Genomic DNA, 21,910 nt, shown 5'->3' on the forward strand with positions numbered 1-21,910 from the left:
GATATGTAATAAGTGCAATATATTCCAGAGTGTATACCCCCACGTTAACAGTGTTGCAAGGAGGCCAGCAATTCCCGCTCGGTTCCAAGTCGACTGGATTGCTTTGAAGGTGTTCAGATCACCTTGATAAGTTGTCCACGCCCACTCGTTCCCTTTAAAACCGACAACAAAGGCCCACCCAAGACCAAAAACTGGGATGAGTGTGAGAAGTGGCCAGTAGGTTTTATTTGCAATTCCCCATATCCAAGTATAGCGGAAAGCTCCCCAATTCCACCCTTTAATGTCGGCTGGTACGTTTCCGTGTGCTTTTTTCATGTAAGCCTCCCCATTAAAATTTAACTTAGTAATTAAGTAGCATTAGTTCACTAAAAGTATAGTAAACCTTAGTCACTAGCAACAATCAAAATAGTGTAAAGAATGAGTGAGAAATATCAACGGCTAACGGGCCAACGTTTTACCCTAACAATACCGTAATTTTACAAAATATTGGTCATGACCCTTGTTTAATTAAGTTAAGCTAGCGGTGAAAACAAAACGGTCAGGTTATTTTGTGAAAGGACTCAGTCTATGAAAAAAATTCCGGTAACCATTAAACTGCGATTACTCTGTCTAATGAACAGCTTAATATTGATTCTCCTGTGGGGCCGTCACGTGCTGGGAAATGATCCCCAAAAGTTACATTTTCTGCTTAATTGGCGCTGGTTGAGCGCCATAACAATCAGCTATTTGGGCCTGATGACTTTACCGTGGGTCATTAAACGGTTGTCGCACAGCCAGTTTGACTGGATTAAAGTCTTAAGTAATTTGGCGTTGGGCTGGTTTATATACTCCGGCTTATTTTTAGTTGTTCCCGAATGGTTTGGCCAGGGAGCCTTATGGTGGCTAGGTCCCCTGTATTCCGGTGTGGGCGTCATTATGATGGACGTTCCCCGAAACGCCTACATTGGTTTTCGGGTCATTTGGACGTATAGTTCGTCTACCATTTGGCACCGGGTCAACTATTTGGCCGGTTGGCTCATGTTGTTAGGTGGGGTAATTCTTTTTATGATTAACACCCTGTGGCCAATCTTACTGTTACCGATTGGGGTGTTAGTAACCGTAATTGCGCTGGGTATCCCGTTTATTCAAGCCTATTTGCTGGCGCTCCTTGAGCGTTAAACCTAAAAATACCCACACCGTTGAGTTTTTCAGTGTGGGTATTTTTTAAATTGTGGTTAAAAATTCTAAAATTAGTGTTTTTTGATTAAATGGATGGCTCCCATGCTCAGGGTGATCATTCCTAAAATACTTGCGATTAACGATGCGTGCTCATTAGTTTGTGGCAACTGGGCTTGGTTAGCGTCGGATTGTTTAGCATCGGATTCTGTAACCGGTTCGTTATCCTCTTTACTTGGCTGATCGTCTGCTTGATGATCATTGTTTAAAATTGGTTCCGGATTATCTTCTGAAGTTGGTTTTTCCGTGACCGCAGTATCCGTTGGAGCGGTTGATGGTGACGTATTTTCAGTATCTTGATTGGACGCTGGCTTTAATGATGATTCTGATTCGGCTGTTAACGCGGTTTGGGCGTTATGCAGGGATTGTTGTTGTTGATCGTAATCTTTCTGGAGCGTTTGTTGCTGGTGTTGCGCAGTTACAAGTGTTTGCTGAGCTGTCGCTGCCGTAGCTTGGGATTGTGCCAACTTCGTTTGAGCTTGCTGCAACAAGGTATTTAATTTATCAAGGGACCGTTGTGAATCCGCTAGAGAATCCTGAGCTGCTTTTACATCCTGTTGAGCTTCCTCTCGGTGTTGAATACTGTCTTGAAGGGCACTGAGCTTTTTCCAGTCAGCGACGTACACCTTCATGGCCGCTTTGACGGTACCCTGCTTAGTCGCGGCTTTTTCAGCCGCAACCGTTTTAGCAAACTTAGTGGCATTCGCTTTGTCCTGTGCAAGTTTGGCCTGATCAACGGTGGCCGCAAACTCGGTTTGTTTGGTGAGTTGTGCTTGCTGTTCAGCTAGTTCAGTCTTGTTGGCATCCACATCGGATTGTAAAGAAGTGATGGTGGCTTCATCATCAGCAACCTGCTGATCTGAAGTGTGGACGTTCGCCGTAGCTTTAGCCACCGCAGTATTGGCAACATCTAACTGACTCGTTGTGATGGCTAAAGATTGTTGAATTGCATCAACGGTGGTCTTTAAAGCTTGTTCGGTCGGTTTGGACTGGGCAACGCTTGCGTTAACTGGGGCTTGGAATGCGTGCGCAACCTGTGAAGGCATTAAAATGAGGGTGCTGGCCAGTACGAGACTACCCGCTAACGTGGACACTTTTTTCATGAAGAAATCTCCTTTTGGATGGAAAGAGTCTGGTAACCATTAACCATGGTTACCTTATCAGTGTGGCGTAAGTTTAGGAAAACGCAACTAAATGTAGCGAATAGCGGGTGTTACTACTGGCTTAAAATAAATTTATACGTACTTCGTTTTATTAAAAAAATGGCGTAGGCTCACGTCAGGCTGAATTGTAATTTTTAATAAGCAAATCGCAATCCTACAACTTAAAACGGGAAAATTTATTTTTCGATAATGAGCAGTCGATTTATTTAATCATTTTCTTGTTACATTGGTAACTCATAGAGCAATATTTGAAGGGATGCTCCTAGTCTCAGTAGTGCTAATTGTTTTTAGAACAAATAAATAACGGACCTGTTCGCAAGAACTAGGTCCGTTACCAGTAAAAAGTTAAAATGTTGGTCACAAACTGACGATTACTAGTTTGTCCGTTTGCGGTTAGTAAACCAGCCCAGCAACGTTAAGACTGCTAAACTGATTACGCCGAGTGTTGCAGCGATTAGATTGGTGTGTTCATCAGTCTGTGGTAACTGAGTCGCTGAATTAGTTTGATTAGCACTCGAAGGTTGCGTCGTTTCTTGGTTAGTTTGATGAGGTAACTGTGAAACTGAACTCAACGTGCCGCCTTGTGAATTGGCAAAATTTCCCGCCGTTGCGCCCGTTGAAGGCTGTGCGACCACACTAGTGTCTTGACTAGCAGGTTGGGCTTGGGTTGCTTGAACGAGTGGCTGATTCATCAGTTCATTTGGCTTAGAATTAGTAGGTTGTTGTTCCGGTTTGTTTGCTGGAACTTCGTCGTTTTCAAGTTCATTTGGGTTAGTAACACCTGGCTTTTCGGGTTGACCCGGTTGCCCCGGTTCTTCAGGATTAGTCGGTGCCGTGGTTCCCGGTTGACCCGGTTGCCCAGGTTCTTCGGGATTAGTCGGCGTTGTCGTCCCTGGTTCACCTGGTTGCTCAGGTTCTTCAGGATTAGTCGGCGTCGTGGTCCCCGGTTCACCCGGCTGCTCAGGTTCCGTAGTCCCGGGTTCTTCGGGATCAACGGTACCGCCAGCACCATCCGTAGCGCCACCGTTGGACTCTTCTTCTTCCTCTTCGCCCTCGTCGATGCTGCCACCAGCACCATCAGTCATACCCGAACCAGTATTTTCCTCTTCGTCGACGTCACCACCGGCGCCATCGGTCATACCCGAACCAGTATTTTCTTCACCTTCGACACCGCCACCAGCGCCATCGGTCATACCTGAACCGGTATTTTCTTCACCTTCGACGCCGCCACCGGCCGCATCAGTCATACCAGACTTTTGAGTACTAGTCGTACCGACGTTGTCACTGATTGTAGCAGTGACCGTGCTGGCCTGACTAATTAGTGGGGTGCTTGCAAAAGCCGTCCCCGCAACTAGTAATAGTGACCATTGCCAAACTTTATGCATATTGATTCCTCCTGTATAATCGCTTGGTTCTCTTAACCAGCATCTCTAACTTACCATGATTGTACATTGAACCAACACACATATTCATTGTTTGATAATTGGCCGAATTAACGGAAAATCTTAGAATTTTGTTTTTTTATAAATTAATTGATTACTAACAATTGATCTAATTAGAAAATTGGCCCGTTTTAAATTGTAATTGGCAGTTAATTCGTTATTTTTACTATCTGTTATTTAAATAATAATTGCTCACAAATAAAGCTAGTGTGTGCTCGTGTAGTGGTACGCGAATCTTGTCCAGACTAACGTACCGGCAGCAATGGCGATGGCGCAACTAAACGCTACGTTTGCACCGGATAGGTTGTAGAGCAGCATGAGTCCCGTGCTCCCTACCGGAGTTGCGAGGGTTACAATGGCACTAACGGTTCCTAATAGGGTCCCCGTTAGACTAGTGTCGACACCGTCCATCAACAATGAAAACGCCACGGGATTTAATTTACCGTCAGTGAACGCCGTAATAAGGACACACCCTAAAATTAGGCTTAACCGTGGTGCGACTAGTAACAGGCTAAAATCAAGTATTGTGGTGACAATGGATAAGGTTAGTAGTTGTACCATGTTTAAGTGGTCAAACCAGGTGTGTTTGGTCATAGCACCTAAAACGTTGCCAACCACAAACGTTACGTTGGTCAGCAAAATGGCAACGGCATACGGGACGGGTAACTGATTGGCCTGATCCAAAAAAACGAGGTTTAGAATACCATCAAAGCCCATGGAACTGATGTTTAATAACATTAAAATGCCTAAAAAACTAAAAGCCGATAACCCCATTGTCTGCTCAATCACGCTCCGTAACGTTTGCCAAACCCGCCGCTCATCAATCTTTGGGTTAACCGTGACTGACGTTTGAATAGTCGTGCGCCCGACGAATAAGCATAGCGCGGAGAGTAAAAATGCAAGGGCGTTGAATACCCCGGCTAACGCGTAATTATGGGTTTGCGCGAGAAGTCCAACCCCAATGGCTTGGCCTAACGGTTCCATTAACGTGCCCACACTTTGATTAAAGCCTAACACTTGTTGCCGTTGTGTTGAGTCGACCCGTTTTTGGATAATTACATTAAGTAAGTTGCCACCGTAGTTGCCGAGTACGTCAGATATCACGTTAATCCCAACGACGACGTAGAAGACTACCACGGTTTGTTGATCAATGATTTGTGCCAGACATAGGTATAGGGCGGCTTGAACTAGCTTGGTCGTTATTAGCCACCGTTGCTTTTGTGGTGTGCGGTCTGCTAAGCGGCCGGTGTAACTACCGAAAACGTTTGGCAGGATGGTTGCAATCGAAACAACTGAAACGAACCAGTGCGGGTGTGGGAAATTTTTAGCGTAGGTCAGCAGAATAATGTTAAACAGGCTGATACCCAACGTGGCAAAAAGGTTCGCACCGGCTAACGTTTGTAACGTCTTATTTTTGAGGATCATGAACATCGAATCCTTCCCTTCTTAACTTGGTAGCTTTATCTTAAGCGGGAAGGTTGTGTTAAAATTAACCAATAAGTTGCATATATGCAACGTTGGAGGCTGCTATGGAAAAGTTAGGGGTTACGGTTCACCAAATTCGACTCGCTAAGGGGTTAACGCAACAGGAAGTATACGGTGGGATTGTTTCCCGCTCATTTGCCAACCGGTTTGAACACGGTCAAAATGATATTGGTGCAAGCAAGCTATTTATGGTGTTGGATAATTTAGGCGTTTCAGCCGACGAACTACGTTTTATTCAGCGGGGCTACCAGCCAACGGAACTTGATCAAGCTTTGGCACAGACCCGGGCCTATTATGAACAACTCAATTTTCCCGCATTAGCAACCTGGGTACGCGAACACCGCAACAGTCCAACAGCACATGAGCAACTAGTTGCTAGTTACAATAACCTGTTATTACGCGCTTACGATCACAAACACGTGCAGTTAACTCCAACCACCCAAGTTGTCTATGATCACTTGTTAAATACTGAAACTTGGACGCTACAAGAATTAAAATTAATCGATGCCCTGGTTCCACTAATTGCTAGTAAGGAGGGTTTGGCAGCGTTGTCGCAATTGACGGCTAAGGTTGAAAAAAATTGCCGCCACTATTTGACCCGCTGGGGAGATCCGTGGCGAACCTACGAGATTCTCCTCGATTACTACGGCACCCTGTTTCAGGTGGACCTAAACTATCAAAATTTTGCGGCGGCTAAACGGATAAAAGTAAAACTAGATTACGTTGCACCGGCGTCACTAACTTGGGATGGGCGGTTAGTCCGTCAAATTTGGTTAGGAATCTGGGCGCTCTTTTTTGGCGATGCCGCCGCTGGTCAAGCGACCATTGATGAAGTTTTGGCCCTTGAAAGGCGCTACCGGCCAACGATTGACAATACGCTTTACCAAATAGTCGCCGTTCGAACGAAACAGGCCCGGGCGTACCGCCAAAAACGGTGATCCATAGCACCTGGTTACAACGTTTTAGATGGTGTTTTGAACACGTTGAAATAATGAAGCTGTGAAATGGAGGAATTACGATGGAGCACGCCCAGCGTTTTCAACACTACTTAACCCTTATCGACCAACCGTACGCAACGGCGGTCAGCCAACTGCAAGCGTTGCACGGTCCCGTCAAGGACGACTATTTTTTGCAAGCGTCCTACGAACAGTTTTTAGCGGGACGGGTGTTACGGTTGCAACGGGGGAATTATAGTCGCACCCGTGACGGTCTGTGTACCCACCACGTTGCTGAAAATCGGTTTAGCAATATGTCCGATGCGCCCACCATCAAACGTTTGCAGTACCCCTTTCGGTTTCAGCAACGTGATCAACTCGTTTACGTCGACGAAGTGGAACACTTGATCCTGCACGCACTGATCACCAAAGAAACCCACGGCCAATTCGGCTACCATGGTTACCGGGAATACCTTTCAAAGGACGTTTGGGACTGGTACGTAGACCGCCACGTTCCGCAAAAAAACTGGCGTCATCGTTGTTACGGGGTGGCACTCATTTCACCTACGGAGGCCCGGTACTTATTTGGCCGCTTAAACGCGGGGCCGTTAGCTAAAATTAACGCCCAAAAACCGGCAACGTTTTAAAAGCGTTGCCGGTTTTGGATTAGTCCGGGGTTGTTCGATTCAGCTGTTTTGAGTGAATCCAAGAAGCCATAGCGGCTCCCCCGCAGATAATCAAGAAAATAATTGGTAAGTACAGAATCACGTGGTAGCGCCCTTGTACTTCCATGATTAGTGAACTAATTGTGAAACCGTCTAGTAGTAGCGCGCTGTAGAAAAAGTAGTTGTTCAGGTAGTTCTTTTTAAACAGTACTCCGAGGCCGAGGCCAACGCTCCCCAGTGCCAGTACTAGCATAACTTGAAAATAGTTGTAAGATACAATGGTAATGAGGCCCTTTAGTTGGTACCACCTAATTGCAGTTTTTCGTTGAGATTTGGCATGGCTTAAGTTATATAAGACCCAGTTGTAGCCGTAATCCTCACCCATTAACCCGCGCATTTTTTGATTAATAAACGGTATTTCTTGGCCCCGCAACGCGGTTAAGTTTTTTTGAACGTCCCGCTGCATCGTTTTGGCGATTCGGGGGTACGCCCGGGTTAAGTTGGGCGTTACTTTCAGTTCGCGGTTAACTTGACTGGCAATTTGCGGGTCGTACATGCCCTTCGTCTGATTACTTGTTCCAATGGCGAGACTGTACCCCGCCGTGACGCTGCTAGGTGCGACCTGAAAGCCGTATAACCAGCTATAGATTCCCGTTGAAGCGGCCATTACGAGGACCGTCGCCCCCACGTAGAGCAAAATCTTTTTCCCGTGTTGACGTAAAACCTTAGTCGACTGCAGACCGAGTGCCAAGGTAAAAATGACCAAGGCAATTAGCCAGATAGTCATAACGGGCCGGACCATGTTGGCAACTACGGTTGCGACCCACGCTAAAACCAAATTTAGCCACTGATCGTTCGTTGTTGCCGTGGGTAGTGGCACGACGACCCGGGTCAGGGCGAACATCGTTAAAAGTACGCAGGTCAGAAATAATGGTTCGGCCCCGTTTAACAGCGTACTGTATAACCAGTAAGCGGGAATGCAGTAAAAAATTAAGCTGGCTAAAACACCCATCCGCCGGGATAGCCAGCGTGCGACTAGCCAGTACAGTAGTAACATGTCTAAGAAAGTGCAGCTGATATTAATAAATTGGCTGATGAAAAAGTTGTCGCCGGCTAAAGCGGTACTAAAGCTGAAAAAATTGGCAATGTTGAGCGCGTGCGGAAAAATAACGTAACTGCCAAGGTCGCCCCGTTCTAACATGCGTTGCCACGTCAGGCCCTGCGCATTAAAGGCCGCCAACGTGTGGTAGTTCCAAAAATCCGAGGTGGGTGCAATTTTAAGCCAGGCGACTACCGGGAATTTAAGCGCCGTCAAACCGGTAAAGCTCCCGATGATCCAACTTGTTTTTTGCCGGCCAAGCCAGTAACTCCCGCCGATGACTACCAGGAGTAACAAGCTACTGATCAGAACACTCCCGATGACGGCTCCGGTGGTGACTTTGATGGACGAATGCCACTCAAAGTACCAGTTGGCCATCAACATCCACAGGAGGAGGAAGCCGGCGACTGCCAGGGTGAACGCCTGAATTATTTTGACAAGACCCCGTCTGAACATGGTTACCCCCTCTTCCTAGTACGATTTATTCAAATGCGCGTAGGTGCGTCGTGAATTCTGCGTTCCGTGACTAGTTTTAGTCCAACCGGTCCGGCCCCGCAGTTGACGATAAATGGCGACGTACGGCGTTAACCCAATAATGAGTAAGTACCCCTGAAAACTAAGACTCTGCAATAGTGCCGGCAATAATTTAACGCGTTGCTGAACGTTAGCGTAGTTGCGCAAATAGATGTTTGCGGACAACACGCATACGAGTAGTGTGATGGTTACGATGGTGATGATGGCCAGGTGGTGCCAGCCAAAGTTCCAGTCATATAAACTCCGACTGATCAGGACTAGCAGCGCCACGATCCCGGTAACCGGCATGATACAACCGGTAAAGGGCATCATGACCCAAACTGTGGTATCAATTTTTTGAAAGCGGTTCGGGTGGTCGGAACGCCACAGTGCCGGCAAGTAACGGATGCACTGAATGGCGCCCTGGCACCACCGTACCCGTTGTTTAAAGAACGGTCGTAACGTTTCGACCCCTTCCTGTTGCACAATTAACGTGTGGTCAAAGACCGTTTTACCACCACTTAACCACGTGCGAATGGTGAATTCCAAGTCCTCTAATAAACTATTGCCCCAGGGATTTTTAAGTGCTAGATCGAGCCGGACAAACTGCCCGTTTCCGGAGGCAATTCCCTGCCCCAGCCGGTTGCGCAGTTGCTGGGTCGCGTTGTTGACGCCCATAAACTCGAAATTTTGCATGTGGGTCAACCAGTTACCGCGGTTATAGATACTGACGCCGGTTTGTAACATGGTCAGGTCATGATCACGTTCAAAATGGGCCACCGCCTGCGTTAAATCGTGGCAGGTCATAAACGCGTCGGCATCCAACACCCCGATGATCGTCTTTCTGGAGTCAGAGTGCTTAGCTAGTGTGCGTTGAATGTAATCAACGGCCGTATTTAAAACGGCCCCCTTGCCTAACCGGTCGTTACCGGCGCGGTGGAGAACTTGTAGGTACGGCGAAGTTGATTGGGCCAATTCTAGTAGGCTGTGATCGCTAGAATTGTCGTCCACGGCCACGATCTGTGCGTGAATTGACGCCGGTAATTGCACTAGCTCGGCGGACAGATGACTAATCGTTCCCGCGATGATGTGTTCCTCATTCAAAACTGGAATGACTAGGAACAATCGGTAGGATTGCGGGCCCTTCACGTACTTTTTAACCGGTTCGCGGTAGTGATTGACCAGAATAACGTCCAATAAAAAGTAAAGATAAAATAGACCAGAAATAGTAACTGCCACTTTCACAAAAACGTTCATGGCCAGACCCCCTAAGTGAAATACCATTAATTTTATTTCTGGTACCCAACAATTATAGCGAGCCCCCTGCTTAATTCCCATTATCGGAGCGGTGATAGCATAGTGAACTTATTATTTTTATAGTTTAAAATTGATTCTACCCAACCCTTACGAGCGTTAGATTGAATTAGTTGCGGGTTGTTGCTAAACTATAATTAAATTACCTGTTAAGGAGGCTTGATGATGAAGAAAATAACGTGGCTACTATTAGGATTGTTAATTGGCCAGCCCGTGCTGGTCTTTTTAGGCCAGGGGTTACTCGTAACGACGGTACCGGTCCACTTTGGCTGGACCGCGGATATGTGGAATTTAAAAGCTAACCTTAACCTTCAAATCGCCCTCTTTGAAAGTGTATTAGCACCGGCGCTAATTTTGGCGTCCCGTCCCCTACCAACGACTAGTTTCATTGAACCGACGCGTCAGTGGATCCTCCCACCCAAAACGACCTGGTTATGGTGGTTATTCGGGATGAACTGGTTTATTCTGCTCTCCTTATTCAGCGTTGCGGCGTGGATCAGTTGGTGTTGGCAAATTTGGACCGTTGGTTGCGGGCTGCAAATTGTGGCCTACATGGTCAACGTTGCCTGGGGTCGCCACCGGCCCGCCCGGTAAGTAGTTTAACTAAGATAAAAAAAGACCGAGTGACGAAATTAGCCTTAATTTCGTCACTCGGTCTTTTTTTAGACTGGTCGGCTCATCAACAAGTCGGTTTGGGGATCATCACCCATCGTGAAAGTGTGGGCACCGAACTGCTGAAAGCCCCACTTAGCGTAAAAGGCCTTGGCCGGTTCGTTATGTTCCCAAACACCTAGCCAAACTTTAGTTTTGTGGGCCTGCTTGGCAAGTTCAATGGCCTGCTTAATGAAGGCACTGCCGAGGCCCTGGTGTTTAAACGCTGGTCGAATGTAAATGCGTTCAATTTCTAAGGCGTCGGGTCCCATCTTTTCCGACTGTGCTTCGTTAACGTTCAGCTTGAGATAGCCCAATGGTTCGTGGTCCCGTTCAACAAAGTAAAACCGGGTGTCGGTTGTTTCCAGCTCGGCCGTTAACGTTGGTAAATTGTAAGCCTCATCGAGATAGGCGCGCATGTTAGCCGCCGTGTTTTGCGCGGCAAAGGTGTCCGTAAAGGTTTCAATACTAATCGTTTGCAGTGCCTGAACGTCGGCCACCGTTAATAAACGGGTTTGAGTCGTCATCATGTCAATCCTTCCTTACTGTAAGCGCATGCTATCAAAGCCACGCTGACTGTGATCTAAAATTTTAACGTCGGTCCCATTAGCCTGAGCTTGGATGACCCGTTGTTCACCCCAGTCAGACATTGCTAGTAAGATATCCCGTAAGCTTTTACCGTGGTCCGTGAGACAGTATTCGACCCGTGGCGGCACTTCTTGATAGATGCGCCGTTGAACGATCTCGTCAGCCTCCAATTCCCGTAATTGCTGCGTTAGAACTCGTTGGGATATTTCGGGAATGAGCCGCAGGAGTTCCCCGTTACGACGGGTCCCCCCACCCAGATGGCACAAAATAATTGGTTTCCACTTACCACCAATCACGTCCAGGGTCGCTTCCACGGCCAAATGATAAATTTTGCGCACAATCAACACACTCCTTCCACGTTGCTGCTTTACGTTAGGTACTTTTAAGTCACTACCGAACATTAAAGTGCGTACTTATTTTTAATTAGCACACGTTTTATAATCAAAAAAGTCACAATTTTTATTATAATTGGGAGGAAGATAAAATGCACGCATTATCCATTAAATCACGCTTGGCATTAATGGCGATGGCCCTGACGTTTTTCAGTGTTGGGGTGACAGAATTTATTAGCGTTGGGGTCCTACCCGCGGTCGCGGCTGATTTTAAAATCAGTACGGCTACGGCGGGCATGATTACGTCACTATACGCCCTTGGGGTGGCCATTGGTGGCCCCGTTCTGGCGGTTTTAACCGTTAAGGCTTCCCGGCGTCGCGTGATTTTAGGCGCGTTGGTGGCGTTTGTTGCCGGGCACCTATTGATTAGTTTAGCGCCAACGTTTACCTGGTTATTGATTGGTCGGTTTGCAGCGGCCACGGCCCACGGGATCTTATTTGCCCTGAGTTCAACCATTGCCGCCGAGCTCGTAAGCCAAGAGCGTCAGGCGTGGGCAATCGCCTTTATCTTTGGCGGCTTCACGGTGGCAACCGCGCTTGGTGCGCCACTGGGAACCCTTATCAGCGATAACTTTGGTTGGCGGTTACCATTTTTAGTGATTGCGCTTCTCGGCGTACTGGCTTTTCTGATCAATTGGCAAACCCTGCCGCTTGATCAACGGAATCAGCAAATCCCGACGTGGCATGAACAGTGGCGACTACTGACTAACCGGGCAATCGCACTCATGCTACTGGTAACAATTTTAGGTTACGGGGGCACCTTTGTCGCTTTCACGTACCTCTCGCCCATTTTACAAACGGTGACCCACGTTTCGGCTCAGTGGATCAGTTTGATCCTTGTGATCTACGGATTAGCCATCGCGTTCGGTAATTGGCTCGGTGGTCGGTTAACGCCCACCGAGCCGTTACGCTTGTTAGCGGGTATTTTTTTGTTACAAGCTGGTGCACTAGTGAGCTTTTACTGGACTTCACAACATCTGCTCCCGGCCGTTCTGACCATCATCGTATTAGGAAGTCTTGGCTTCATGAACGTGCCAATTTTGCAAGCGTACGTCTTACAACTGGCTCAACGGCATGAACCGAACGCCGTCAACCTTGCCGCGGCGTTAAACATTGCGGGTTTTAGTGTTGGAATTGCGCTGGGAACCTTTGTTGGCGGCATTATCACTGATGTCTGGGGGCTGCGGTTAACCGCCATTGCCGCGAGCATCATGGTTTTCTTGGGCTATTTATTAACGTGGCAGTTACAGCGCCATCAGGATTAATATTTAAGGGGGCATTGCTAAATCGGCAGGCCCCTTTTTTCGTTTAAATATAAAACTAGTGCAATTTAATATTGGTAGTATCGCCCCAATGAGGTAAGCTGGTGGCTGGGTTTAGGGTTATTTTTATTAGTTAAAGTAACAACTTACAATTACCATCTTTTGCTTAAATTTAATCAGGCGTGTGTCCGTGGGCTAAATCTTGGCTAATCTCCGTCCCGGGATGAACCAAGTGGTGCGTATCACGGAACTCAATCCTCAGTTGGGTATGGGCTTTTAAGTCCGTTAACACCTGCTGATAAAGGCCAACTTTGTGTGGAATCTCCAGTAAATCATAACTATGAAGCAACTGTTCATTCTCCCGGCGTGCTTGCAAAAAGAAACTGTAACAGTCAAATAAATGGTTATCAACAATTAACAAGTGGTAGCGCCACCGGTAGCGGCGTAAAAAGTAGTGGTCAAAATTGCGGATAAGCGTTTGCGATTCTTTTAACACGTCGTCGCCTCCCCTCTCTATGCTTGGTGACCGCCCACTAATTTAGCCCGGTCAATTGCCGTGCCGGCGGCCTTTTTACTGTAACCCCGGACAATGGCCCCGTACCCGTAGCGGCGCCGAATTTGGTCGATCGTATGCGCTAACCGCAAGTCAGCCGCGTGCCGTTCAACGTCGTCAAATAGCGATAGTTGAAACGTACTGGGATGACTGATCCGGTTGACCCGGACCCCCAAATTACGCAGGGCGTTACCGCGCCACTTCTTTTCAAATAAGTATTGCACGGCCCGAATTAAATCGTTAGTGGTGTTCGTTGGGTCAATCTTAGTTTGAGCGCTCCAACCGTGGCGGTGGTGTTCATCCGGGGTCGCAAAGCCCACTTGAATGCCGACCACTTCTCCCAACACGTTATGCTGGCGCAGCCGGGTCGCAACCTGGTCCGCAATTTCAAACAGTACCGTCTCAATGTCCGTTCGGGTCGTGTAATCCCGCATTAATACTTGGCTATTACCATACCCCTTATTGGCCGCCCGGGGTAAGTAGCGCTTAGTTAAATCGGAATAATCGATTCCCCAGCTATGAAAGTACAGGGCGTCGCCCAACACCCCAAAACGCCGTTTCAACCGTCGCCGATCAGTGTGGGCTAAATCGTAAACCGAATGAATACCCATTTGTTCTAGTTTGACTGCCGTTTGATGGCCAATCGACCAAAAATCAGTTAACCGGGCTAGTTGCCAAACCGTCCGGGGGACGTCCGCGTAAGTCCAGGTTGCCCGCCACGGTGCCCGTTGCTTAGCGGCGTTATCTAGTGCTAGTTTGGCTAACAACGGGTTTGGTCCCATCCCGATGGTGGTCACGATACCGGTCTCGTTAAAAACCCGCTGCTGAATCTGATCCGCAATGGCCGCATTCGATCCAAATAATTTATGACTGTGCGTTACGTCAATAAAGGCCTCATCAATACTGTAAACGAACCAGTGTTGGTCATCCGTAAACTGACGGAAAATTTGGTTGATGCGGTAATTAAGTTCAATGTAGTCCCGCATGTGCGGTGCTGCTAGCTCGATGTCCATGTCGGGCCGTAGTTCAAAGCGCCGGGTTCCCAACTTAACGCCGTAATCCCGTTTAGTATCCGGAGAAGCCGCCAAGATCAGCCCACCGTTAGATTCTGCTCGTGATAGTACCGCGATCTTAGCGGCCAACGGGGACTCTCCCCGTCGAACGGCTTCGGTACTGGCAAAAAAACTTTTACAGTCAATGCACATAATATCTCGTACGGGTAACCGACTAGGATCATCAAAGGGGGTCGTCATGGTCCCACCACTTTTCAGTGGCCACTAGGGCGACCCAGCGAACGTTGGCCACCCCAACGGTTTTGATGACGCCATCCCCCGTTTGCACGGCCAGTGTTCCGGCGTTAAACCCCACGATCACACCCGTGAGCAACGGCGGGTAGTGGTTATTAACGAGGGTGTTGACTTGTAATTCAATGACGTTAACGGACTGCCACGCCGTTTGGAGCCGTTCGTTAATCGTTTGCCGGGAGAGTTGCGGTTCAATTGGCGCACCCGCTCGTTGACGGGCCGCCGACTCTAAGTACGCACTGTGATCACTCAGAAGCCAGCCCATCCATTTCATCATGCCCCGATCGTCATAGAGCCATTTTTCGCGTGGAACGATATTTTCCATAAGCACACCGCCTTTTGCCTCCAATTATACGAACATACGTTCTTTTAATCAAGGGTTCCAATAAATTTATTTTTTCTTGCAGACAAACTTGCGCAAGTTACCATGGCCAACGACCACCGCTACCGTCCAAGCGCGGCGGCTATGGTACAATTTAAATAGCTTTAGTAAGCATTCACACGTAGCGGAGGTAAGCATGATAAATTACGAACAAGCCGTCACCACCCAGTGGGACAACGCGGCCTACGCCCGGGCCACCGGTGACGTTGATTACCAGCACGTCCCATCCCGGGTCATGACTAACTGGTACCGGGTACAGTCGTTTGGCGCCGAGGCCTTCGTTTGGCAAAAAAACAACGCGACCTGTTGACCATCCCCACCGCCGAACGGGAAGCCCGGATTCAGCAGCTCAAACAAGCGTACTTTCAGCCAATCTACGAGGATTTTCTGGCGCACGGCTGGTCCGCGACTGATTAAACAAGTAACTGAAACATCATTAAAAGAAGACCGATAACGCGCAGTCGTTATCAGTCTTCTTTTTTTACGCCCCGATTTCTCCCTAATAAAACGATTAACAACCCGTTTACTGAACGCCTAGTTAGGGCGTTAACTTCACTGAAGCGTTCACTTTGCCAGCTTTTAACCCCATAAATTGCTATACTTAATTGTGAAGAAATTTACGGAATGGTGTGTGAGATCATTGAGCAAATTACGAAATTCTAGTTTAGATTTTTCGGTCGCAACCCTGAATTTTTTAGCCAACATCGGGATCGCGTTACCGTACGTGTTAATTTTATTTAAGTACCAACAGACCCATAGTATTAATTATTTAGTGGCCATCATTGTTTTTTACGTTGCCCGGGCCGCCAGCGTTTTTTGGACCAAGCACCTCGACTTAAAGGCTAGCAGTTACCTCCTGATCTGCTTGTGGTTGGGCGTCATTGGTAGTCTGATCTTCAGTTTGACGAGTAACCTCGTCGGCGTGATCATTGCGGCCCTCTGCTTAGGTTACACGTCCGCTAACATCTGGCCCTACTACCTGACCATTAAACTGCATTTGAGCGAAAGTACCGATTTTAAGCTCAAGCAAATGTACTGGCTCATTTTTCTGGGCCTAGCCGTCCTGTTTGGCCTCGACTTTTGGCTAGACCTTAAGTACCGGTTAGCCTTCGTCCTGTTGGCCCTGTTATTCATCATCGCCATCCCCGCGGGCAAGTTATTAAACCAATTCTCCCTGGCTTTTTATAACGAACACGAAGCCGGCCAGCACCACCCCGTTCGTCTATGGCGGGTACTGGTCTTCATCGTCTTCTTCGCCGCGATTGGCTTACTGACGCTGCTGCGAAAAGTTAATTTAACGATTGCCCTCCCATACGTGTTAGGCGTCGTTCTGTTAGCCATCGTTTTATTAAACGTTGAACTGGCCGCCGATTGGAAGTTCATGCCGGCCAATAAGGTCCGCATCCTCAACCGGGGCTTTTTACTCAGTTTTGTCCTCCTATTTAATAGTTTCTTTGGTTACTTTATGTTTGGTAAAAGCGGTATGTACCTCGTCTTCGGGTTATACCTGCTAGGCTTTGAAGGGGGGCGGCCCCTTTATTTGGCACTGACGCACCAAGCCAAGCCACAAGCCGCTAAACTAGCCAGTAGCGGCTTGATTTTAGGGCACTTACTCGCACTGACTGCCATCCCCGCCCTGTACGCGGTGGGGCTGTTATTGATCGCATTGTACATTGGCTTTGAAAACCCCGCCATTAACGACAGCGTATACGCCGCCGAAAAAAATGATCCCGACCTAGCTATTATTCACAAGTACCGTTTTTCAACTTACGGTGGGCTTTTATGCCAACTCTGTTTCTTCGGCTTACTAGTTGCCGTCAGCGCGCTCAATCATCTTCAGCTGATGACCTTTTTTAACCCAAGCAATACCGCGTTAAAAATAACTTATCAAATGGGTATGACGTGGCCGCTAGTGGGCCTCTCGCTGATTATTTCATTGATCAACCTGTACGGTCAGTTTCACCAGACACCACAACAACCGACCGCTTAGTTTGTACTAAAAGGAGTTGACCGCTTATGATTATCGTTGCCGCTGCTGCCATTATTTTACCGTTGATCCTACTAGGGGGCTTGAACCTCCCCGCGACCCGCGGCATGAGTATTAGTGCCGTCGTCGTCATTATCACGAGTTACCTCTTCTGGCACCTGTCCCCCGCCGTGATTGGCGCTTCGATTCTTCAATCGCTGCACAAGGCGTTACCCATTTTATGGATCTTGTTCGGGGCCCTGCTCATGCTCAACAGTTTGCGTGCGACCGGGGCTATCGACCGCATTAACCAGGGGTTTCAAGCGTTATCAGCCGACATGCGCCTACAGACCATCTTGGTTGCCTTCCTATTTGGGGGACTGATCGAAGGGGTCTCGGGCTTCGGGACGCCCGCCATGGTGACCGCACCGTTACTGATTGCACTCGGCTTTTCCCCGATGGCCGCCGTCATTTTAGCCCTGGTAGCCGATTCAACACCGGCCGCATTTGGAGCCGTGGGGACGCCGCTGACCGTCGGGTTAAGTAACGTGACCGAAAAAGCCAGCACGTTAAATTTAATTGGTTTGCGGGTGACCCAATTAGACCTCTTCGTCGGTGCGTTAATGCCGGCCATTTTAATTCTAATTTTGATCCTCTGGTTTGGCCCAAAAGAGCACCGGTTTAAGCAGTGGCTCAGTGTGCTGCCCTGGGCCCTGGTGATTGGCTTCGTTTATAGCGGCATCGCCCTGCTAAGCGCGTGGTTGATCGGGTACGAGTTTGTTTCCATCATTGCGCCGTTAGGAACGTTGATTATTGCCATTATTAGCATTCGTCGGCGCTGGCTGCTGCCAAAAAGCGTGCAAGCCCAGCCGTGGCAAGTCGCTAATTTTAGCCAGCAGGCCACCACGACGACGCGTACGATGTCCCTCTTAAAGGCCTGGTTCCCCTACTTGTTAGTCGTGGTACTGTTACTGGCCAGTCGGGTCTGGGGCAGTTTACAACGATTCCTGACCAGCTACGTGAACCTATCGTGGCACCACATTTTGGGCTTTACCAGTATCAATTCCGACTGGGAATTTCTATACTCCCCCGGAACGGTGCTCGTCTTAGCCGCGGTAGTCGGGTTACTCGTCCAGGCTAAGTCCCTAAAGCCCCTCCTGCCAACCGCTAAAAAGGTCGTGGGGTCCATGGGCAATACCGCCTTTGCCTTAGCCGTCACCCTGGTCATGGTCCAGGTCTTCACCAATTCCGGGTTAAACCAGGCCAACTTACCGAGCATGCCCATGTACATTGCAAAGTTCGTTGCGACCTACTTAGCCGGGATCTGGATCTTCATGGCCCCGTTCTTAGGCCAATTAGGGGCGTTTGTTACCGGGAGTACCACCGTTTCAACGTTGACGTTTGGCCAGATTCAAGCGGACATCGCGGTCAACGCCCACCTGAATCCTAACGTGATTTTAGCCGCACAACTGATTGGCGCGGCCGCCGGAAACATGATCTGTGTGCACAACATCGTTGCCGTTAGTTCAGTCGTCAATTTAAGTGGTCAGGAAGGCGCGATTCTTCGTAAAACGATTTTGCCAGGACTGACCTACGCCGCCCTCATCGGGATTGCCGGACTCGTCTTGATCAACTTGCTGTAACCTAATAAAACCAACCAGTTAAGTCGCGTTGACTAACTGGTTGGTTTTATTTTGGACAAATAATCCTGCAAAATGACGCGCAGTGGCTTAAAATAAGGTTAATCACTTTAACGTAAAGGAGGCTTTTTACCGTGCAAGTCCGCTTAGTTCCAAGTTTACAACTGGGAGACCGGGTCGTGGGACCCACGACCGATCCCACCGCTAACCGGGCCCTCTACCTGCGTTACGCCAAACGGCTCCAGGCCCGCCTCGGCATCGGCTTCCAGGTCTACGTCGATGACAGCGAGGGCTACGCCTTACTGACGGCACCAGAATACGATACCCAAACGTGCTGGGTGGTCGCCGACCTCGTTTACCAGGCCCTGACAAACGACCTACTGACCCACCACCGGATTATGGCAATCAGCGATTCAGCCGTACTCATGAAGGACACCCGCACAATTGAACAACAGTTAAAACCCGTGCCGCCCACTAAGTAACTGCTCACTTTGCGTGGTAGTCCCGCTGAGCTAACCAGTGGTTTAAAGCCCGCACAGCCCAGATCAACAGGGTGATCACGGCCCAAAGCCCACCAATCAGCGCGAGTGTCCCTAATAAGCTTGACCAGCCCCCCGTAAAGGCGCGCCAAAGCACTCGTAGCGTCCCCCGGTCAACAAACAGGTCGGTAACGAGACTCAGTAAACTACCAGCCACCATCCAACCAACGGCATCGCGCGCAGACCGTTTAAACATCGCCATCCCCCCCTAACAATTATCATTAAGCTCAGGATATCAAAAAAGCTGCCGTTCTTCAACGACAGCTTTTTTATGGACGTTTAAGCACGCTGGTGCCGACGCATCCCCGTTTCAATGACTAATAATAAGATGAACCAGACAACCGAGCCAATCACGGCCCAGCGGTTAACACTGTCAAAACACAAAACGACCGTGACGGCTAAGAAAAAGATGAGCGTAGCCACGTTGGACAGTGGGAACAACGGTAGTTTAAACGGGTTGTGACTGCTGTCCTGCGTCGTTTTATAAACGTAGTGACACACTAATAATGAGCACCACACGATAATGAAGTTGGTCGTCGCCACGTTAGAGATCAGCGTAAAGACCGTACTAGGAATCACGTAGTTCAGCACCACGATAATGAGCAGGATCAGCGACGAGAAACCTAACGCCCGGGCCGGCACGTTGTAGCGGTTGACTTTGCCCATCCACTTGGGCGCGTTTTTTCCGTGTGCCAGTGTAAACAACGTTCGGCTGGTACTAAAGATTGCACTGTTGCAGGCCGATAACGCCGCCGTCAAAACGACGAAGTTAATGATACTGGCAGCCGCTTTGATCCCGATGTCGCTAAAGACCTGTACAAACGGTGACTGGGACGTCGTGATCTGGTCCCACGGATAAATCGCCATGATAACAAACAGCGCCCCCACGTAAAAGAAGGAGATCCGGATGGGTAAGCTGTTAATCGCCCGCGGTAACTCGGTCTCGGGGTTTTCCGCTTCACCAGCGGTAATCCCGACCATTTCAATTCCGGTAAACGCGAAGATCACCAGTGAAAACGACGTCAAAAAGCCGCCCAGCCCCTTGGGAAAGAAGCCCCCGTGCGACACTAAGTTCGTAACGGTCACCTGTTGTCCACCCACGTGCGCGGACGAGCCAATCAAAATGGCCCCGGTAACGATCAACGCCACGATGGCAACCACTTTGATCATTGAAAACCAGTATTCTAATTCCCCGAAGGCGCTGACCGATAGAAGGTTAAACACCAGTAAAATTAAAATGATCACTAACGGCGTGACCCACTGCGGAATCCACGGGAACCAGTAACGAATGTAGATGCCGCTGGCCGTTAGATCGGCCATTGCTAAACTGATCCAGCATAGCCAGTACGTCCAGCCAATGGCAAACTCAAATTTTTTACCGAGGTATAAATTAATAAATTCTAAGAAAGAATGGAGCTTCGTATTGGAGAGTAATAGTTCTCCCAAGGCCCGCATCATCAGGTAACAAAAAAAGCCCCCGATGGCGTACGCCAATAAAATTGATGGTCCGGCCTGCTTAATGGCCGCTCCCGAACCAAGAAATAAGCCCGTACCAATCGCGCCACCGAGTGCGATCATCTGCACGTGGCGGCGTTTTAGCTTGCGAGCGAGCTGTTGATTTTCCATATAACCTCAACTTTCCTTAACACTGAACGGTTTTACTGACCCGTTCATAAATTTTGGTGCCAGTTTCTGGCTAACCGCCAGCCGTTTTGGCCCAATATAATGAAACTAATTGTACTACAAATCCGTATTAATCGCATTTAATAAAAGTCCATTGTATAAAACTTCTGGTTAACCTTCAAGTGACGCCCCAAGCGGCTCACATTACGGCGACCGGGTTAAAAGTGCCCGGGGCAGTCCCGGATATTGATTGCGCTTCCCCGTAGAATTTGGTATCGTAAGGTACTTTAAGATAAAACCATTAAAAGGAGCCTTACACATGCAACGTCAAACGACTGATAATTTCTGGAGCCGCTTTTTTAAAGGGGTCGTCATCGCGCTGGGGTTTATTTTACCCGGCGTTTCCGGCGGCGTGTTAGCCGCCATTTTGGGCATTTACGAACGCCTACTAGGCTTTATGGCCCACTTTCGGCAAAACTTCAAACGCGATTTCTGGTACTTTGTTCCGGTCGGTTTAGGGGGCGTGGCCGGGATCGCCCTGCTATCGGCACCGCTGGAATACTTGCTCGCCCACGCCCAGGTCATCGTTTTGTGGGGCTTCGCCGGGGCCATCGTGGGAACCTTGCCGGCCCTGATCAAAACGGCCGGTAACCAGGGACCGCGCGATGCCGGGGACTACCTTTGGTTTTTCGGGACCTTCATCGTCAGTGCCGGATTACTCTACTTTATGAGTGAATTATTCGGAACCTTACCCGCAAACTTTGGCGGTTTTATCGTTGCCGGGGCGCTCATTGCGCTGGGGGTGCTAGTTCCCGGGCTAAGTCCCTCCAACCTGCTGCTGATTTTGGGATTGTTTACGCCCATGCTGACCGGGTTCAAAAAACTAGACGTGCTGGGCGTCTACTTACCGATCGCTATCGGGGGCGTACTGGCCATGGTGCTATTCTCAAAATTAATGGACCACTTACTGACCCGGTTCCACTCGCGGGTCTACCACTTCATCCTGGGGATCGTAACGGCCAGCACGCTGTTGATCTTAATTCCGAACCCCTACGCCGCGGAAAGCATCTCTTACGCAAACGCAACGCTAAGCACCTACCTATTTAGTGGGCTGGCCTTAGTCGCCGGGGGGCTGCTCGGTTATTGGATGAGTACCCTGGAAGAAAAATACAAGTAGGA

The 21,910-nt window shown here is 48.8% G+C and carries 24 protein-coding genes; 11 read left to right on the top strand and 13 right to left on the bottom strand.

The features are described 5' to 3' along the window. On the bottom strand, positions 1 to 315 hold a 315-nt coding region (locus D1831_RS05155; RefSeq protein WP_225422777.1), incomplete at its 3' end, for a hypothetical protein. Between the two features lie 252 nt (positions 316 to 567). Between D1831_RS05155 and D1831_RS05160 the strand changes: the two genes are divergently transcribed. Beyond that, positions 568 to 1,158, top strand: a complete 591-nt coding sequence (locus tag D1831_RS05160; protein ID WP_125071862.1) for an SdpI family protein — start codon at positions 568 to 570, stop codon at positions 1,156 to 1,158. 71 nt (positions 1,159 to 1,229) lie between these two features. Here D1831_RS05160 and D1831_RS05165 read toward each other — a convergent pair whose 3' ends face one another. The 3 genes from D1831_RS05165 to D1831_RS05175 form a co-directional block, all read right to left on the bottom strand. Then, positions 1,230 to 2,318, bottom strand: coding sequence for an LPXTG cell wall anchor domain-containing protein (locus D1831_RS05165; RefSeq protein ID WP_125071863.1), 1,089 nt, complete (start codon positions 2,316 to 2,318; stop codon positions 1,230 to 1,232). A gap of 434 nt (positions 2,319 to 2,752) precedes the next feature. Next, positions 2,753 to 3,763 (bottom strand): LPXTG cell wall anchor domain-containing protein, encoded by a 1,011-nt coding sequence (locus tag D1831_RS05170; protein ID WP_125071864.1) that lies wholly within the window; start codon positions 3,761 to 3,763, stop codon positions 2,753 to 2,755. Positions 3,764 to 4,024: 261 nt separating this feature from the next. Next, positions 4,025 to 5,245: an MFS transporter gene (locus D1831_RS05175; protein ID WP_225422779.1), complete on the bottom strand. Its 1,221-nt coding sequence runs from the start codon at positions 5,243 to 5,245 to the stop codon at positions 4,025 to 4,027. A gap of 104 nt (positions 5,246 to 5,349) precedes the next feature. Here D1831_RS05175 and D1831_RS05180 point away from each other — a divergent pair, with 104 nt between their 5' ends. Both D1831_RS05180 and D1831_RS05185 read left to right on the top strand, forming a co-directional pair. Then, positions 5,350 to 6,243, top strand: a complete 894-nt coding sequence (locus D1831_RS05180; RefSeq protein ID WP_125071866.1) for a helix-turn-helix domain-containing protein — start codon at positions 5,350 to 5,352, stop codon at positions 6,241 to 6,243. 80 nt (positions 6,244 to 6,323) lie between these two features. Next, on the top strand, positions 6,324 to 6,887 hold the full coding sequence (locus tag D1831_RS05185) for a Rossmann-fold NAD(P)-binding domain-containing protein (RefSeq protein ID WP_125071867.1): 564 nt from the start codon (positions 6,324 to 6,326) through the stop codon (positions 6,885 to 6,887). A gap of 19 nt (positions 6,888 to 6,906) precedes the next feature. Here the strand turns inward: D1831_RS05185 and D1831_RS05190 are convergent, their stop codons facing one another. Together D1831_RS05190 and D1831_RS05195 are read right to left on the bottom strand one after the other, a co-directional pair. Then, a complete protein-coding gene (locus tag D1831_RS05190; RefSeq protein WP_125071868.1) occupies positions 6,907 to 8,460 on the bottom strand; it encodes an ArnT family glycosyltransferase in 1,554 nt (517 codons plus the stop codon). Positions 8,461 to 8,475: 15 nt separating this feature from the next. Further along, entirely contained in the window at positions 8,476 to 9,774 is a 1,299-nt protein-coding gene (locus tag D1831_RS05195) for a glycosyltransferase family 2 protein (RefSeq protein WP_125071869.1), read from the bottom strand. Between the two features lie 222 nt (positions 9,775 to 9,996). On the opposite strand from D1831_RS05195, the gene D1831_RS05200 reads away from it, so the two are divergent. After that, positions 9,997 to 10,425: a hypothetical protein gene (locus tag D1831_RS05200; RefSeq protein ID WP_125071870.1), complete on the top strand. Its 429-nt coding sequence runs from the start codon at positions 9,997 to 9,999 to the stop codon at positions 10,423 to 10,425. Positions 10,426 to 10,493: 68 nt separating this feature from the next. Here D1831_RS05200 and D1831_RS05205 read toward each other — a convergent pair whose 3' ends face one another. Together D1831_RS05205 and D1831_RS05210 are read right to left on the bottom strand one after the other, a co-directional pair. Continuing rightward, positions 10,494 to 11,012, bottom strand: a complete 519-nt coding sequence (locus tag D1831_RS05205) for a GNAT family N-acetyltransferase (protein WP_404819883.1) — start codon at positions 11,010 to 11,012, stop codon at positions 10,494 to 10,496. Positions 11,013 to 11,024: 12 nt separating this feature from the next. After that, complete coding sequence (locus tag D1831_RS05210) at positions 11,025 to 11,408, bottom strand: winged helix-turn-helix transcriptional regulator (RefSeq protein WP_125071871.1); 384 nt, start codon at positions 11,406 to 11,408, stop codon at positions 11,025 to 11,027. 146 nt (positions 11,409 to 11,554) lie between these two features. On the opposite strand from D1831_RS05210, the gene D1831_RS05215 reads away from it, so the two are divergent. Continuing rightward, positions 11,555 to 12,727 (top strand): MFS transporter, encoded by a 1,173-nt coding sequence (locus D1831_RS05215; RefSeq protein WP_125071872.1) that lies wholly within the window; start codon positions 11,555 to 11,557, stop codon positions 12,725 to 12,727. 169 nt (positions 12,728 to 12,896) lie between these two features. On the opposite strand, the gene D1831_RS05220 is transcribed toward D1831_RS05215, so the two are convergent. From D1831_RS05220 to D1831_RS05230, 3 genes are read right to left on the bottom strand one after another with little or no spacing between them, the layout of a single operon-like run. Beyond that, on the bottom strand, positions 12,897 to 13,220 hold the full coding sequence (locus D1831_RS05220) for a hypothetical protein (RefSeq protein WP_125071873.1): 324 nt from the start codon (positions 13,218 to 13,220) through the stop codon (positions 12,897 to 12,899). A 17-nt stretch (positions 13,221 to 13,237) separates the two neighbouring features. Then, entirely contained in the window at positions 13,238 to 14,530 is a 1,293-nt protein-coding gene (locus D1831_RS05225; RefSeq protein ID WP_125071874.1) for a Y-family DNA polymerase, read from the bottom strand. Continuing rightward, positions 14,514 to 14,906, bottom strand: coding sequence for a DNA-directed RNA polymerase subunit beta (locus D1831_RS05230; protein ID WP_125071875.1), 393 nt, complete (start codon positions 14,904 to 14,906; stop codon positions 14,514 to 14,516). The genes D1831_RS05225 and D1831_RS05230 overlap by 17 nt, the downstream gene beginning before the upstream one ends. 193 nt (positions 14,907 to 15,099) lie before the next feature. Between D1831_RS05230 and D1831_RS14365 the strand changes: the two genes are divergently transcribed. The 5 genes from D1831_RS14365 (at position 15,100) to D1831_RS05245 (ending at position 19,051) form a co-directional block, all read left to right on the top strand. Beyond that, positions 15,100 to 15,273, top strand: coding sequence for a hypothetical protein (locus D1831_RS14365; protein ID WP_158610638.1), 174 nt, complete (start codon positions 15,100 to 15,102; stop codon positions 15,271 to 15,273). Beyond that, positions 15,246 to 15,380, top strand: coding sequence for a hypothetical protein (locus D1831_RS14820; protein WP_263853673.1), 135 nt, complete (start codon positions 15,246 to 15,248; stop codon positions 15,378 to 15,380). Before D1831_RS14365 ends, D1831_RS14820 begins: the two co-directional genes overlap by 28 nt. Before the next feature lie 223 nt (positions 15,381 to 15,603). Further along, positions 15,604 to 16,953, top strand: coding sequence for a hypothetical protein (locus D1831_RS05235; RefSeq protein ID WP_125071876.1), 1,350 nt, complete (start codon positions 15,604 to 15,606; stop codon positions 16,951 to 16,953). Between the two features lie 26 nt (positions 16,954 to 16,979). Beyond that, positions 16,980 to 18,572 (top strand): L-lactate permease, encoded by a 1,593-nt coding sequence (locus tag D1831_RS05240; protein ID WP_125071877.1) that lies wholly within the window; start codon positions 16,980 to 16,982, stop codon positions 18,570 to 18,572. Positions 18,573 to 18,703: 131 nt separating this feature from the next. Next, the gene (locus D1831_RS05245; RefSeq protein ID WP_125071878.1) at positions 18,704 to 19,051 is read left to right on the top strand and encodes a hypothetical protein; all 348 of its coding nucleotides are present in this window, start codon (positions 18,704 to 18,706) and stop codon (positions 19,049 to 19,051) included. A gap of 4 nt (positions 19,052 to 19,055) precedes the next feature. Here D1831_RS05245 and D1831_RS05250 read toward each other — a convergent pair whose 3' ends face one another. Both D1831_RS05250 and D1831_RS05255 read right to left on the bottom strand, forming a co-directional pair. Then, on the bottom strand, positions 19,056 to 19,304 hold the full coding sequence (locus tag D1831_RS05250; RefSeq protein WP_125071879.1) for a hypothetical protein: 249 nt from the start codon (positions 19,302 to 19,304) through the stop codon (positions 19,056 to 19,058). A gap of 83 nt (positions 19,305 to 19,387) precedes the next feature. Next, positions 19,388 to 20,734, bottom strand: a complete 1,347-nt coding sequence (locus D1831_RS05255; protein ID WP_125071880.1) for an amino acid permease — start codon at positions 20,732 to 20,734, stop codon at positions 19,388 to 19,390. Between the two features lie 316 nt (positions 20,735 to 21,050). Here D1831_RS05255 and D1831_RS05260 point away from each other — a divergent pair, with 316 nt between their 5' ends. Further along, positions 21,051 to 21,908, top strand: coding sequence for a DUF368 domain-containing protein (locus tag D1831_RS05260; protein WP_125071881.1), 858 nt, complete (start codon positions 21,051 to 21,053; stop codon positions 21,906 to 21,908). The last annotated feature ends 2 nt before the right edge of the window (positions 21,909 to 21,910 follow it).

Source organism: Lactiplantibacillus garii (assembly GCF_003885105.1).
Lineage (GTDB): Bacteria > Bacillota > Bacilli > Lactobacillales > Lactobacillaceae > Lactiplantibacillus > Lactiplantibacillus garii.

Coding starts and splice junctions, on each gene's coding strand:
- D1831_RS05160 (WP_125071862.1), top strand. CDS start 568: ATGAAAAAAATTCCGGTAACCATTAAACTGCGATTACTCTGTCTAATG.
- D1831_RS05165 (WP_125071863.1), bottom strand. CDS start 2,318: ATGAAAAAAGTGTCCACGTTAGCGGGTAGTCTCGTACTGGCCAGCACC.
- D1831_RS05170 (WP_125071864.1), bottom strand. CDS start 3,763: ATGCATAAAGTTTGGCAATGGTCACTATTACTAGTTGCGGGGACGGCT.
- D1831_RS05175 (WP_225422779.1), bottom strand. CDS start 5,245: ATGATCCTCAAAAATAAGACGTTACAAACGTTAGCCGGTGCGAACCTT.
- D1831_RS05180 (WP_125071866.1), top strand. CDS start 5,350: ATGGAAAAGTTAGGGGTTACGGTTCACCAAATTCGACTCGCTAAGGGG.
- D1831_RS05185 (WP_125071867.1), top strand. CDS start 6,324: ATGGAGCACGCCCAGCGTTTTCAACACTACTTAACCCTTATCGACCAA.
- D1831_RS05190 (WP_125071868.1), bottom strand. CDS start 8,460: ATGTTCAGACGGGGTCTTGTCAAAATAATTCAGGCGTTCACCCTGGCA.
- D1831_RS05195 (WP_125071869.1), bottom strand. CDS start 9,774: ATGAACGTTTTTGTGAAAGTGGCAGTTACTATTTCTGGTCTATTTTAT.
- D1831_RS05200 (WP_125071870.1), top strand. CDS start 9,997: ATGAAGAAAATAACGTGGCTACTATTAGGATTGTTAATTGGCCAGCCC.
- D1831_RS05205 (WP_404819883.1), bottom strand. CDS start 11,012: ATGATGACGACTCAAACCCGTTTATTAACGGTGGCCGACGTTCAGGCA.
- D1831_RS05215 (WP_125071872.1), top strand. CDS start 11,555: ATGCACGCATTATCCATTAAATCACGCTTGGCATTAATGGCGATGGCC.
- D1831_RS05225 (WP_125071874.1), bottom strand. CDS start 14,530: ATGACGACCCCCTTTGATGATCCTAGTCGGTTACCCGTACGAGATATT.
- D1831_RS05230 (WP_125071875.1), bottom strand. CDS start 14,906: ATGGAAAATATCGTTCCACGCGAAAAATGGCTCTATGACGATCGGGGC.
- D1831_RS14365 (WP_158610638.1), top strand. CDS start 15,100: ATGATAAATTACGAACAAGCCGTCACCACCCAGTGGGACAACGCGGCC.
- D1831_RS05240 (WP_125071877.1), top strand. CDS start 16,980: ATGATTATCGTTGCCGCTGCTGCCATTATTTTACCGTTGATCCTACTA.
- D1831_RS05250 (WP_125071879.1), bottom strand. CDS start 19,304: ATGTTTAAACGGTCTGCGCGCGATGCCGTTGGTTGGATGGTGGCTGGT.
- D1831_RS05255 (WP_125071880.1), bottom strand. CDS start 20,734: ATGGAAAATCAACAGCTCGCTCGCAAGCTAAAACGCCGCCACGTGCAG.
- D1831_RS05260 (WP_125071881.1), top strand. CDS start 21,051: ATGCAACGTCAAACGACTGATAATTTCTGGAGCCGCTTTTTTAAAGGG.